The organism is Paenarthrobacter sp. NPDC018779 (assembly GCF_044391085.1).
Classification (GTDB): domain Bacteria; phylum Actinomycetota; class Actinomycetes; order Actinomycetales; family Micrococcaceae; genus Arthrobacter.
Map to the genome: position 1 here is coordinate 123177 of NZ_JBIRZS010000003.1, position 12551 is coordinate 135727.

The 12551-nt window shown below is 61.6% G+C and carries 13 protein-coding genes and 2 pseudogenes; 6 read left to right on the plus strand and 9 right to left on the minus strand.

From position 1 onward, the window contains the following. The first annotated feature begins 116 nt into the window (after positions 1-116). Positions 117-1046: an ABC transporter substrate-binding protein gene (locus ACH488_RS05020; RefSeq protein ID WP_397322665.1), complete on the plus strand. Its 930-nt coding sequence runs from the start codon at positions 117-119 to the stop codon at positions 1044-1046. Positions 1047-1385: 339 nt separating this feature from the next. On the opposite strand, the gene ACH488_RS05025 is transcribed toward ACH488_RS05020, so the two are convergent. The 3 genes from ACH488_RS05025 to ACH488_RS05035 all read right to left on the minus strand — a co-directional run bounded on the left by ACH488_RS05025 (position 1386) and on the right by ACH488_RS05035 (position 3190). Further along, the gene (locus ACH488_RS05025) at positions 1386-1715 is read right to left on the minus strand and encodes a cupin domain-containing protein (protein WP_397322667.1); all 330 of its coding nucleotides are present in this window, start codon (positions 1713-1715) and stop codon (positions 1386-1388) included. 626 nt (positions 1716-2341) lie between these two features. Continuing rightward, the gene (locus tag ACH488_RS05030) at positions 2342-2515 is read right to left on the minus strand and encodes a hypothetical protein (RefSeq protein ID WP_397322668.1); all 174 of its coding nucleotides are present in this window, start codon (positions 2513-2515) and stop codon (positions 2342-2344) included. A gap of 93 nt (positions 2516-2608) precedes the next feature. Further along, the gene (locus tag ACH488_RS05035) at positions 2609-3190 is read right to left on the minus strand and encodes a PepSY-associated TM helix domain-containing protein (protein ID WP_397322670.1); all 582 of its coding nucleotides are present in this window, start codon (positions 3188-3190) and stop codon (positions 2609-2611) included. An 88-nt stretch (positions 3191-3278) separates the two neighbouring features. Here ACH488_RS05035 and ACH488_RS05040 point away from each other — a divergent pair, with 88 nt between their 5' ends. Then, positions 3279-3425, plus strand: a complete 147-nt coding sequence (locus ACH488_RS05040) for a hypothetical protein (RefSeq protein ID WP_397322970.1) — start codon at positions 3279-3281, stop codon at positions 3423-3425. Here the strand turns inward: ACH488_RS05040 and ACH488_RS05045 are convergent. The 4 genes and pseudogenes from ACH488_RS05045 to ACH488_RS05060 all read right to left on the minus strand — a co-directional run. Then, positions 3357-3521: pseudogene (locus tag ACH488_RS05045) on the minus strand (alcohol dehydrogenase catalytic domain-containing protein); the annotation flags it as partial. The gene ACH488_RS05040 and the pseudogene ACH488_RS05045 overlap by 69 nt on opposite strands. Before the next feature lie 114 nt (positions 3522-3635). Then, positions 3636-4670: pseudogene (gene dmpG / locus ACH488_RS05050) on the minus strand (4-hydroxy-2-oxovalerate aldolase). Continuing rightward, complete coding sequence (locus tag ACH488_RS05055; protein WP_397322672.1) at positions 4667-5416, minus strand: hypothetical protein; 750 nt, start codon at positions 5414-5416, stop codon at positions 4667-4669. The pseudogene dmpG and the gene ACH488_RS05055 overlap by 4 nt, the downstream one beginning before the upstream one ends. Continuing rightward, positions 5389-5559, minus strand: a complete 171-nt coding sequence (locus ACH488_RS05060) for a hypothetical protein (RefSeq protein ID WP_397322673.1) — start codon at positions 5557-5559, stop codon at positions 5389-5391. Before ACH488_RS05060 ends, ACH488_RS05055 begins: the two co-directional genes overlap by 28 nt. Before the next feature lie 420 nt (positions 5560-5979). Between ACH488_RS05060 and ACH488_RS05065 the strand changes: the two genes are divergently transcribed. From ACH488_RS05065 to ACH488_RS05075, 3 genes are all read left to right on the plus strand, one after another. Further along, a complete protein-coding gene (locus ACH488_RS05065) occupies positions 5980-7065 on the plus strand; it encodes a cation diffusion facilitator family transporter (protein WP_397322675.1) in 1086 nt (361 codons plus the stop codon). A gap of 178 nt (positions 7066-7243) precedes the next feature. Further along, positions 7244-7963 carry a GntR family transcriptional regulator gene (locus ACH488_RS05070; protein ID WP_397322676.1) on the plus strand — a complete coding sequence of 240 codons (720 nt, stop codon included), beginning with the start codon at positions 7244-7246 and terminating at the stop codon, positions 7961-7963. 183 nt (positions 7964-8146) lie between these two features. Continuing rightward, positions 8147-8863: a GntR family transcriptional regulator gene (locus ACH488_RS05075; RefSeq protein ID WP_397322678.1), complete on the plus strand. Its 717-nt coding sequence runs from the start codon at positions 8147-8149 to the stop codon at positions 8861-8863. 38 nt (positions 8864-8901) lie between these two features. Here ACH488_RS05075 and ACH488_RS05080 read toward each other — a convergent pair whose 3' ends face one another. Both ACH488_RS05080 and ACH488_RS05085 read right to left on the minus strand, forming a co-directional pair. After that, positions 8902-9312 carry an ArsR/SmtB family transcription factor gene (locus ACH488_RS05080; protein ID WP_397322679.1) on the minus strand — a complete coding sequence of 137 codons (411 nt, stop codon included), beginning with the start codon at positions 9310-9312 and terminating at the stop codon, positions 8902-8904. Beyond that, a complete protein-coding gene (locus ACH488_RS05085) occupies positions 9309-10565 on the minus strand; it encodes an MFS transporter (RefSeq protein ID WP_397322680.1) in 1257 nt (418 codons plus the stop codon). The genes ACH488_RS05080 and ACH488_RS05085 overlap by 4 nt, the downstream gene beginning before the upstream one ends. 295 nt (positions 10566-10860) lie before the next feature. Between ACH488_RS05085 and ACH488_RS05090 the strand changes: the two genes are divergently transcribed. Continuing rightward, positions 10861-12540, plus strand: coding sequence for an ATP-binding cassette domain-containing protein (locus tag ACH488_RS05090; protein WP_397322681.1), 1680 nt, complete (start codon positions 10861-10863; stop codon positions 12538-12540). Positions 12541-12551 lie beyond the last annotated feature (11 nt).

Sequence of the window (12551 nt, forward strand, 5' to 3'; positions counted from 1 at the left end):
GTCGGTCGTCATCACGCAAACAACCCATCTCTTACGCGACGGGTTAGGCGCGGAACTCTCCACATAACGCATCCGTTCGGCAAAGCACCTAGCCGAACCCTTTGAAGGGAAGCACCATGAAGACCATCGGCAGAATCCAGACCGCGGCCGCCGGGCTTGCCGTTCTGTTGGCCCTTAGCGCCTGTGGCGGTACGGCCACTGGCAGCCAAGCAGGGGCAACGGAAGCGTCAAAGACCAACAACACCACCGATATCTCCGAGGGTGTGCAGCCTGATGCTGCCGCGGTAGCGTTGCTGCCGGAGTCCTTCAAGGCCAAGGGTGAACTCACGGTGGCCATGGACCTGCACTACCCGCCCACCACCTTTCTTGCCGAGGACAACACCACCCCAATCGGACTGAACCCCGACGTCGCCCGGCTCATCGCCAAGAAGCTGGACCTCAAACTGAAATTCGTGGACACCAAGTTCGACACCATCATCCCGGGCCTGGACGGCGGACGCTACGACTTCACCGCCACCACAATGTCCAAGACCGAAGAACGACTCAAGGTCCTGGACATGATCGACTACTTCAAGGCCGGCTCTTCCGTTGTTGCTGCAGCGGGCAACCCGCAGAAGCTCACCGTTGAGACCCTGTGCGGGAAGAACATCGCCGTCACCCAGGGCTCCACCGGACAGCTCAAGCGCCTCCCTGCCCTGAACGAACAGAGCTGCACGACGAAGGGACAGCCCGCGATCAACGCCGTGACGCTCCCGAATATCCAGGAAGCCCTCACCCAGCTCCACTCCAAGCGGATCGACGGCATCCTCTATGACACCACCTCCCTCGGCTGGGCAGCCAAGCAGCAGCCTGACTCCTTCACCATGCTCGGCCGCGTCAACGTTGGATCCAGCGACCTGACCGCCATCGGCATGAAGAAGGGCTCGCCACTGACCCCGGCCATGCAGAAGGCCATCCAGTCAGTCCTCGAAACGCCCGAGTACAAAAAGTCGCTCGAAACGTGGGGTCTCGACTCCGGAGCCATCACCGACGCGAAACTCAACTAAACCCTTAGGGCACAGCAATGGAGGCCAGATCTGTTTGGATCTGGCCTCCGTTCGTTCACCGGGGACCTTCAACCTCCACAGTCCGACCTCGAACATGCAAATAGTTACAGCACCCGCAAACGACCCTTCGAATGCAGTAACCGCCGGCAGCCAACATAGGGTCTACTACTCCCCTGGCCAGAGCAAATTCGCCAAGTGGCCGGGTGGCCGGGCACGGAACCCTATGCAGTCAACGAAAGCATGTCTGGATAGGCAGGCCACGACTTGCGCCGATTCGAGAGAAAGGCCAGCATCCACGGGATGCTGGCCTCTCATACCTGACTCAAAAATCCATCAAGATCAGTCGAAATCGTGGCAGTAGAACTTTCGAATGGTTTCCGTGACCTCCCAGCGGCCGGACCAGTCCTTAGGCTGCACGATCACGTCGCCCCCAGAAATCTCGAAACGCCTACCCGTGGACGCGTCAGTAATCGTCGCCTGGCCACTAAGGATGTAACACACCTCAGTGTCCTCCCGCGGGGCCACATCCCAACCACCAGGTTCACATTCCCAGATGCCGGTCTTGATCGAAGTGTCGAACTTGAGGATCGATGTTTCAGGGTTCCCCGTATCGAAGCCCGGCCGAGGACCATTAGGCTCCAATTCCCCGAGCAGGGTGGCGGCGGGCACGTGTAGATACTGTTGCATGAGCTTCCTTCTGTAGTACTGTCAATTGTCTACAATTCTAGACGGCATCTAATATGTTGTCTAGGACGCGCGTAGCAGCGCGCCGGCACGGCTTGCGCAGTTCACGAAGCGACTACGGACCCATCCACATGTGTGGGTCCTTTGTCAGTGCCCTCTTTCCCAGGCGCCGAACCAAGCCACCCCCTGCGACCGACTAATTCGTTGGGCCGAGCGACTCTAGCTCTGCCCCACGACGAGACGCGGAAGCAGCCAACGCTCGGCTAAAGTAACCTACCCGGAGCCCGCGGCGCCGACCGCAGGGATGCATGAACGCCGCGTTCCGACGCCGTTGCTTCGCGACGGCCACCCGGCGGTGGTGCATGATCGCGCCACCGATAGCGTCTCGGATGACGAAGGCGAGCAGGCTGTATCCCAGCAGTGGCAGGAAGAACCCGACTGCGACCATCACGGTGATCGCCGTCAGAACCCAGGCCCAGTGTGCACGCAGGAACGCCCCACCGGGGGCGGCCGCCCGGGGACCAGGAGCTGCGGCGAGTTGGGCGGCGCTGCCACCACATTTGTAGTCCAATACCACCATGAAGACAGAGCCAAGGCGACCGCGAGCAGGATCAGCTGGTTTGCGAGGCCGAACAGCATCCTAAATGTGCCGCAATACCCAAGTTGGTGAGTTTGACGGCGAGATTGAAGTCGTCGACGTCCAAACCGCTGGTGGTGCTCCCGCTGGTGGGGTCGACTGCCACGGCGTCGGATGTGGCGGGCCATTCCCTTCCGACTTCGCTCACTGACCATGCCGTACCTGCCCTGGCGGGGTTTGATGTCGATCACCGGCGCGGTGACGATGTCTGCCCGTGCGGTTTTGATGACGGTGTCGAACATCAGCGGATGGAATACCGCAGCCTCGCCCGGAACGGGCTCCGGCCCGGCGACGCAGCCCGGCCTGGTCCCGCCTGCTGCTGGAGCCGACCCGGTGAGTGCTGTTTCAGGGTGGGAGTGGTCCAGTCCAGTGCGGTGCGCAGGGTGTTGATGTTGGCTCCGGCGTTCGCTGGCCAGGTCAGGGCGGCGACGGAGAGGAACATGAAGGCGACGAACATGACGGTACCGGTGGTGCCGTGCAGCCAAACGGTGCGTGAGCGTGGTGAAGTGCGCCGCGGCGTTTTGGTAGCGTCAGCTTTGGCCGCGAATCTTTTGCGCTGCTTACGGACCGTGTCGATCCAGAAGAGCAGGCCACGCAGTGCGATGCCCCATAGCCATGATGCGGCCAGTTCACTGTAGACGCGTCCGGCTCGCCGAGGTTCAGGGAGTGGTGGAGGTTGGAGATCCAGGTACGGACGGGCAGTGGGCCGCTGCTGCCGTAGGTGGTGAGGTCTCGTGAGGTCTTCGCGTAGTTGTGCGGTTCCGGGATCGACGAACAGTTGAATAAGGAGCAAGCCCAATTCGTCCCCGTCTGTGTTGACCACCGCCGTGTGGTGGCCAGCGACAGCAAACGAGGAATTGATCAAATAGTGGGCAGTCAGCCCCCTGTAAAGTTAATGCGGCCGCGGTCACATGGTCGACGTCATCCAGTACTGGCAAAGCCCTTTCCACGTCGACAAGTACGTACTCCGCGTAGCAGCCGATGCTTTCTTCGGTGGCAATGCGATCGCCTTCGTTGAATTCCTTAGCCCCTTCCGCCGCTTCTACAACAGTGCCTGAGGCTTCCGTGCCGGGTATGTGGGGATAAGGGGTCTGGCGCGTGCCTATGCGTTCAAAGGTGTCTCTGAAGTCGATCCCAGCAGCGGCCACCCGCACCAGCAACTCCCCCGCTGAGGGATAGGGCGTGGAACCGTTAGATAGTTCGACACTTCGGGCCCGCCGGCGCGGGTGGCAACGATTGCGTGTGGCATAGCGTCCTTGGTGTGAGTTTCAGTTGGTTCCGGCCGCCTGTAGGTTCAACGCCACATCGACAATCATGTCTTCCTGTCCTCCTACGTAGCCGGCTTTGCCCACTTCCTGGAGGATCTGCCACGCCGGCACCCCGTAGCGTTCTGCTGCCCGCTCTGCATGGATAAGGAATGAGAAATAGACCCCGGCGTAGCCTTGCATGATTGAAGCACGATCCATGACGGGCATGCGGGTAATGATGGGTTTCACAATGTCTTCCGCTGCGGCCATCAGACCCTGGGTGTCTACGCCCGTCGAGATATTGAGCCGATCGAATGCTGCAGCAAGTACTTCCGTGGGCGAATTGCCTGCCCCTGCCCCCAAGGCAACAAGAGTGCCGTCGATCTGCCGCGCACCGGCGCGTACAGCGAAGACCGAATTGGCGACGCCGAAGCTCAGGTTTTGGTGGCCATGGAACCCTACCTGCGCATCGCCTCCGAGTTCGGTCACCACGGCGGCGACCCGATCCGCGACATCTTCAAGAATTAGGGCACCGGCTGAGTCGACGACGTAGACACACTGGCAGCCGGAATCCGCCATGATGCGGGCCTACTTGGCGAGCTCCTCAGGACTGGCGCGATGGGAGAGCATGAGGAACCCTACGGTTTCCATACCTAAATCCCGTGCGTGGGAGAAGTGCTGGGTGCAGATGTCTGCTTCGGTGCAGTGGGTCGCGATCCGCGCAACTGTTGCGCCGACGTCGTATGCCTGGTTGAGGTCGTGAATGGTGCCCAGGCCCGGAAGCATGAGCACGGCGATCCTGGCGCGTTCGGCTTCATCGACGGCGGCCTTGATGAGCTGCAGTTCCGGCGTCAGGGAAAACCCGTAGTTGAAGGACGAGCCACCCAGGCCGTCTCCGTGGGTCACCTCGATCACTTCGACATGGGCATCGTCGAGTGCCCGGACCACGCTTCGTACGTGCGCTTCGGTGAATCGGTGACTCATTGCGTGTGAACCATCGCGCAGGGTGGTATCTGTCAGACGGATGCTGGAACCGCTGTTTTCGGTAGGGCTCATGACTGGCTCCCGGTGTTCTCGGTGGAGGCTGTGACGAGCTCAGACTCGTCCATCTTCTCGGCAAGCAGGTCTGCAGTGCGTGTTGCTGCCGCGGTGATAATGTCCAGGTTGCCGGCATATTCGGGAAGGTAGTCCGCGGCACCTTTGACCTGGACCCACACGCCCACTCTTCCGGCACCATTCCAATCGTCGCGGGAGCTATCGAACTGTGGTTCGACACGCAGTTCGTAACCAGGAACGTATTCGCGTGTTCTTTCGACAGCCTCGGCGATCGCAGCCCGGATCCGCTCCCGGGTTGGACCCGGTTCGGCCGCTTCTGCCGGTATGGCGCAGTAGATGGTGTTCCTCATGATCATGGGCGGTTCAACCGGGTTGATGATGATGATTGCCTTGCCTTGCTTGGCACCACCGACGACCTGGAGCGCCTCCGCGGTAGTTTCCGTGAACTCATCGACGTTGGCCCGTGTGCCGGGGCCGGCAGACTTCGACGCTATGGATGCCACAATTTCCGCATAATCCACTGGGACTATCGACGAGATCGCGGCGACGATCGGCGTCGTCGCTTGACCGGCGCAGGTCGAACGAATCGTCGGATACCGCTCCGCTTCCGTCAGTCCGAGGTTAAGTAGGCGCCCCAGGTTCAGCCCGGCGATCCGTAGTTGGAGCCAGACGTTGTTCCGGCTGATGCCGCGGTGCCTGACACGGCGGTTGCCGCGGGTCAGCCAAGCGATGGACCGTTCGACCATGGCCGGTGGGTGCGGCACTCGTGCTGGAAGTCCTGGTCCTTGGCGCGTTGACGGTGCGCCCACGACGGCGTTCCGGCTCCGCGGAATCTTATGGGCACAAGCTCGTAGGCCTGTCCAAGGCCGATGTGTCCGTCATCGGTCATTCAGACCACTTTTCGTCTTCCCAGACGCATTGCTTTTAGCAACCGCGTTTACACCAAGGTGCCTGTTGACCTCGTCCTAGGACTTCACGGTGTTGTAATCATAGCCCTCGGAGATGTGGTCGCCGTGGGCCAGCGCCCAGAGGTTACGTCATACCGGGCGTGCGAGTCGATGTGCCGGACGTCGTCCGCCCTGTCGTTCAAGGTGTCCAGCATGTACTCGAAGGCCTGGTAGCGAGGGCTTGTTAGGCCTGGGCCTACTCGGCGGTCAGCACGGCGTGGAACTCAGAGCCGACCTTGGGAGTACTCCTTGGACCTCACCGCATTTCACCTGCCCGCCGCATGCGGACCGAGCCACGAACGCGGAGGCGCAGCAAATATAAGGATTGTCAACAATCCGACGATGCTGCTATCTTTTTCCGTATGACTACTTCTTCTCGAAATAACCCGCTGCCAGAGGCTGGTGCCCGTCCGGCGCCTTCCGACCATGGAGAGCACCATGACCATGACCATGACCATGACCATCGTCGTTGGGCGTTTAGTGTTGGCCACCGCGCACCTCGTGTCAAAGAGGATGAGCATGGCCATCACGGGCACAGCCATGGCTTGGGCGATCACACAACGGCCACTGGAAAACACCGCAAGAAGCTGATCATCGTCCTGTGCATCACCGCTTCGATCTTCCTGGTCCAGGTTGTCGGGGCAATGATTTCCAACTCTCTGGCGCTGCTGGCGGACGCAGGACACATGCTCACGGATGCTACGGGAGTGTTCATTGCCCTGATCGCCAGCGTCATCGCGACACGGCCCGCCTCGGCGAAGCGGACCTTCGGCTATCAGCGCATTGAGGTGCTTGCAGCTCTGCTGAACGGAGTCGCGATTGCGGCGATCGCCGTCCTGATCTTCGTCGAGGCGATTAAGCGCATCGGGACGGAAGTTGAGGTGGAATCAGGTCCGATGTTGTTCGCGGCGATCATCGGTGCCGTTGCGAACCTTATCTCGCTGCTGATTCTCCAGTCGGGCCAGAAGGAAAGTCTGAATGTACGGGGCGCCTACCTTGAGGTACTGGGCGACCTGCTGGGTTCTGTCGCGGTCATCATCGCCGGCATTATCATCTGGCTGACCGGCTGGATGCTAGCTGACCAGATCGCCTCCATTGCCATTGCGCTGCTGATCCTGCCCAGGGCGTGGAGTCTGCTTAAGGACGTTCTGAATGTGCTGATGGAAGCAACACCCAAGGATATGGACCTCGAAGAGACGCGCGCCCACCTGCTCAGTGTCCCCGGTGTGTTGAATGTCCACGACATGCACGCTTGGACTATCACCTCAGGCGTTCCCGTCTTCTCCGCCCACGTCGTCGTCGATGACGAAACGATTAGTTCGAAGGGATCCGAACCGATACTGGACGAGCTCCTCGCATGCCTCGGAGAGCACTTCGACACGGCCCACAGCACACTGCAGATCGAATCCCGGGACCACCAGGCCCACGAGCAGGAAGTGCACGCCTGATGACTGTCATTCTCAGCCGGTCCGAGAGGATCCAAAAGCGCTCCAGCCGATAGATCTAGGCCCCTTCCGTGGCCGGGCTCCGGATCAATGGCCGATGCCACCGATGGCGTTAACTGGTTCGAACAAGGGAACTGGCGATGAGGATGCCTCTACCGGGGTGCAGAGACAAAGGAGTGAGATGACGAAAGGCAAATTGCTGTCCTCGATCGAACCACTAACAAGCTCCGTCGGGCTCGCCGAGCACTTGCGAGAACATATCCTCAGGGGTTGCTTCCCGCCCGGGGAACAGATCAACGAGTCCCTTCTGGTGAAGCAGTTAGGGGTTTCCCGGACACCGCTGCGGGAAGCACTGCAGCGCCTGGCCCAGGAGGGGCTGCTCACAGCCAAACGCAACCACGGCATGTTCATGGTCGAGCTGACGAAGGCTGATGTCAACGAGATCTACGGCATCCGCAAGACGCTGGAACTCACCGCGGTGGAGGCCATCATCTCGCAGCGAGCCGGGCGCCGGGAGGAAGTGCGCGACCGTCTGGTCGATATCGCGTTGCACCTGCCCGATAGCAGCCTGATGCCCGACGGTTGGATAAGCGCTTCCCGTTTGGATCTTCAATTCCATACAGCCCTTGTTGCGGCCGCCGGCAACTCCAGGCTCCTTCGCGCCTACAGCACCTTGGCCGCTGAAACGCTCATATGCATGGCAAACATCGAGCAAACCTCTGCATCCCCAAGAACTCCCAGGCATGACCATCTGGCAATGGCCGAGCTGATCGCGAAGGGTTCCTTGGCCGAGATCCGTTCAGCTTTCGACCAGCACCTCACAGCTTCCGGCGACGAGTTGGTTGCCGGCTTCGAAGCCCGGTCCCCGGACCATCGAGCGGGGGGTGCGGCGGGCAGTTGACGCCCGCCCTCCGGCCTGGCTTGGACATGGGAGTTCTCGCGGTCGAGCATCACTGACGGGCGCCTGGCATTTAGACTCGATGGAAAGGGTCCGCAACTGGACTTGGCGGGTATGGGATTGTTTAGACAGCCCACCACGAGTCCTGGCGGATTCTCGGCTATCAACGCGTAGGGGTAAGTAGAGATGATGAAAGTATCCGACCTGTCCCCCATCCCGCCCACAACGACCGCGGTGAGGATTGCGGATCAGCTTCGGGATCTGATCGTCGATGGGGCTTTCGCCCCGGGAGAACAGATCAATGAGGGCCTGCTGGCGAAACAGCTCAGCGTATCCCGCGGCCCGGTGCGTGAAGCGCTGCAGCGTTTGTGCCAGGAGGGACTGCTCGTCAGCAGGCTCAACCGCGGAGTCTTCGTGATCGAAATGACGAACGAGGACGTCGATGAAATATACGGCGTCCGTGAGATCCTGGAACTCGGCGCTGCCGAGATCATCACTGCCCAGACGACGCAACGGCGCCAGGAAGTCTCCGATGCGCTCGTCAGGATCGCCTCGCAGCTCCCGGCAGCCATTGCTGCCGGGGACTGGTCGCGGGTGTCCCGGCTGGACCTTGAATTCCACACCACCCTCATCGCCAGCGCCGGCAATTCGAGGCTGCTTCGGGCCTATACCACCCTGGCAACCGAATCGCTGATCAGCATGGTCAATCTCGAACAGGCCTACCCCACACCAAGCACACTGAGCCACGACCACATGGCAATGGCGGAACTGATCGCAAAGGGCTCCATGAGCGAGATCCACTCCGCCTTCCACCGGCACCTCTCGGGCTCTGAAGACCACATGGCGGCAACTCTCGAAGCACGGCACAGGGACCACCACGGGCCGGTCGCTACTACCGCCTAATTCCGGCGGCAGGGCAATCCCTAAAGCGCGGCGAGTTTTCAGCCTTTGGTCTCAGGAGCCCTTTCGTGATGGGGTGGGCGGTCATAGAGTGTGTGCTCGCTCTGTTCCAGAATATTTGTGACAAGGGCTCCGACATGTTCATTGGCCAGCGCGCAGTAAATGGTGGTGCCGGCCCGCCGTGAGCTCACGAGGCGTCCGATGCGTAGCTTGGCCAGGTGCTGTGAAACGGCGGCCACGGGGCGGTGCAGCTTTTGGGCGATCTCCCCCACTGAGAGTTCGCGTTGCGCCAGCAGCGCCAGAATCGCCAGGCGTGTCCGGTCGGCGACGAGCCGGGCCAGCTCGGCAGCCCCATCGAGGTCGGCGTCCGAGGGCAGAGAAACCTCCGCCAAGGGCCTGGCCCCGGCGGTGGTTCCGTTTGCGTTGACGGCCGGATTCTTCGTGTGGCTCACAGGTGGGCGTCCTCTGTCATCCTGCCATCATTGCGCACAGGGTCCGTCGCAGTCACATGTGGCCAGATGAATGACGCGGCAACAGTGGCCGCCAGGGAAAGGCCGGCCAAGGCGACAGCAGCAACCCCTAGGGAGGTCAGTGCACCGAGCCATCCGGCCAAGGGGTAGCAGACAAGCCACCATCCATGGGCAAGGGAAAATTGCGCAGCGAAGACTGCCGGGAGTTCGGGTTCGGGTACGGTAGCCCTGATCACCTGGCCGATCGGCGTCAAGACCCCTGAGTATCCGATGCCCAGGGCAAACCACAGGGCCGCCAGCAGGGCAAGGCCGGGCGTGCCGCTATGTGACAGTGCCAGAGGTATGCCGAACGGCGGGAGGCTCACAAGGACTCCACCGAAGAGCAGTACGCGGCGTGTTCCCAGGCGTGTCACCAGGCGCGGTGCGCTGAGTGCGCCGCAGATGGAGCCCGCGCCCATGGCGCCAAGGGCGAATGCGACGGCGGCTTCATCCGCGCCCAGAGGGCCCCGGACCATGGCAACAGTTTGAACCATCGCAAAGCTGCCGCTGCCGGCCACGGCCAGTTGCAGGGCGAAGATGCCCCGCAGGGCCGGTGTGGTGAACAAGAGCCTGCTGCCCAACGTCAGGCGCTTCATGAACGGTTCGTTATGGCTGTCCGAAGGCAGGGCTTTGGGCAGGGCCAGAGAGGCGAGGAGCGCGGCGGATGCGGCGAAACCCAGTGCGGTGCCGAAGAACAAGTGTTGGGCCGGAACGAGTAAGAGCAGAATTCCGGTCAACATGGGGGAAACAAGTGCCTCGACATCATATGCCAGCCGGGACAATGCTAGGGCGTTTCCGTAGTCCCGGTCATCCGGGAGGACCCGCGGGACGGCGGCTTGAAAGGTCGGTGTGAAGACAGCTGATGCGACGTGCAGCACCACGATAAGAGCGTAGACGTGCCACACATCCGAGACGAAAGGAAGCACGACGGCGACCCCGGCCCGCAGCACATCGGATCCCACCAGCACAGCCCGGGGCGAGACGCGGACCAAAACCGCGGCGGCCACAGGCGCAACAACCATGAAGCAGAGCATTTTGATGGCGAGGACGGTGCCGAGCACCGAACCGGACCGATCACCGGCCAGATCGAACGCCACAAAACCAAGCGCGATGGTAGCCAGCCCCGTGCCCAGGAGGGCAAGGATGTGGGAAAGGAGCAGGCGCCGGAAGATCGGGTGTCGCAGGATTATGAACATGCCACCAGAGTCTCATTAGTTGCATAACTATGCAACTAATGAACAATCAGCGGGTCTCCGCCACAGAACTTCTTAGCCGAACGGCCGGGGCCCAGCCAAACCCTTCCGGGCGTGAGGCTCCGAGCCCTTCGCGCCTTGATTGTTCACGAACCATGTTCATCCAGCGTGCCGCTCTGAAAGTAAAACAAAAGCCGTAATCGTCAGATTGTTGACAATCCTACATACGCGCCATATGCTCGCTTCAAACGAACGCGCGTGACGCGCGTCACTACGAAATCCCAGTGAAGGATTTAACGTGGCAAGTCTAGAAATCAACAACCTGCGGATCAGCATCCGCGGAAGAACCATCGTCGACGGGCTCAGCTTCAATGTCGAGGCCGGCCAGCGTCTTTGCCTGCTTGGCGCCTCCGGGTCGGGGAAATCCATGACCGCCAGTGCAGTTCTTGGGCGGCTGCCCTCCAACGCTGTTGCCAGCGGAAGCATCCGGATCAACGGTCACGAGGTTCTTGGCGTGCCGGCCCCGAAGCGTCCCGAGAATGCGCGTGTGGCGATGGTCTTCCAGGATTCAGCCGTAGCGCTCAATCCCCTTGTGAAGCTGCGCGACCAGTTGACGGTGCCCCTTCGCAGGCACCGCGGGCTGCGGGCGGCGGAAGCAACCTCAGCTGCGGTAGAGCTCGCGGAAGCTGTCGGCTTGCCGAACCCGTCCATGCTCATTGACGCCTACCCTTCCGAACTGTCCGGAGGTCAGCGTCAGCGAGTTTGTATTGCCTTGGCATTGGCGTGCAACACCCGGTTGATGGTGGCCGATGAACCCACCACAGCCCTCGATGTCGTAACACAGGCCAAGGTCCTAAAGGTATTGAACAAATTTACCGCCGGCGAAAATTCGCCCGCACTGCTGTTCATCACCCACGATTTCGCGGTCGCATCTGAGCTTTGCACCGATGCGGTCGTCCTCCGCGACGGGCATATCGTCGAAGACGGACCGCTCCACGATGTCCTGGCAAATCCTCGCGATCCCTACTCCAGGAATCTCATCCGGGCCGCCCGGGCCGCCACCATCGAACCCTACCTGCAGGCCGCCCCAACCCCGGAAGGTGTGGCGACGAGCGCGGTTGAGGAGGCCTCCCAAGCCGCGGTGCCGCCGTTCTTCGAAATCGACCGGGTCAGCCGGTCTTTCCAAATGCCGCGGCCCTCGCGTTTCGCTGCCAGACCTGTGCGCACGGCCCTCGGGCAGACGACTCTCAAGATCGGCTCGGGCGAGCGGGTAGGCATTGTCGGTGTGTCAGGTTCAGGAAAGACAACTCTGCTTCGCCTGATCCTGGCGTTGGAAAGCAGCGACACCGGAGCCATCAGCTGCGCCGGCAAGGACGTACGGCCCGGTTCCTTGAAGGAGCTGCGGTGGTACCGGCGCAGGGTGCAGTACGTGCCGCAGGACCCGGCCGGGTCGCTGGACCCCCGGATGGTTGTCAGGGATCTGATCGCAGAGCCGCTGCTACGGTTGAACGTCCAGGTCGATCACAAACAGGCCGTCCGTGAGGCCTTGGAGTCTGTCGGCCTGGGACCGGAATACCTGGATCGGCGCGCCAGCGAGTTATCCGGCGGCCAGGCCCAGCGCGTTGCTTTGGCCCGTGCCATTGCCACCCGCCCCGATTTCCTACTCGCCGATGAGCCTGTGTCCGGCCTTGACCTTCCCATGCGCGAACAGATCATCGAGCTGCTCCGCTCCATTGCCGACGAACGCGGCACCGGGCTCCTCATCGTTTCCCACGACCTGTCCATGGTCGCCAGCCTGTGCGACCGCACGGTCGTCATGCACGACGGCGCGGTCATTGAAGACCGCGCCACGCTGGTGCTGCTTGCCGACCCGGAGCACCCCCGAACCCAGGAACTTGTCGGTGCCATCCCCGTCCTGCCCGTCCCGGATACCCCCGGGGCGTCGGACGACCCCACACTCGCAACGCTCGCCAATTGAAAGGTATCCCC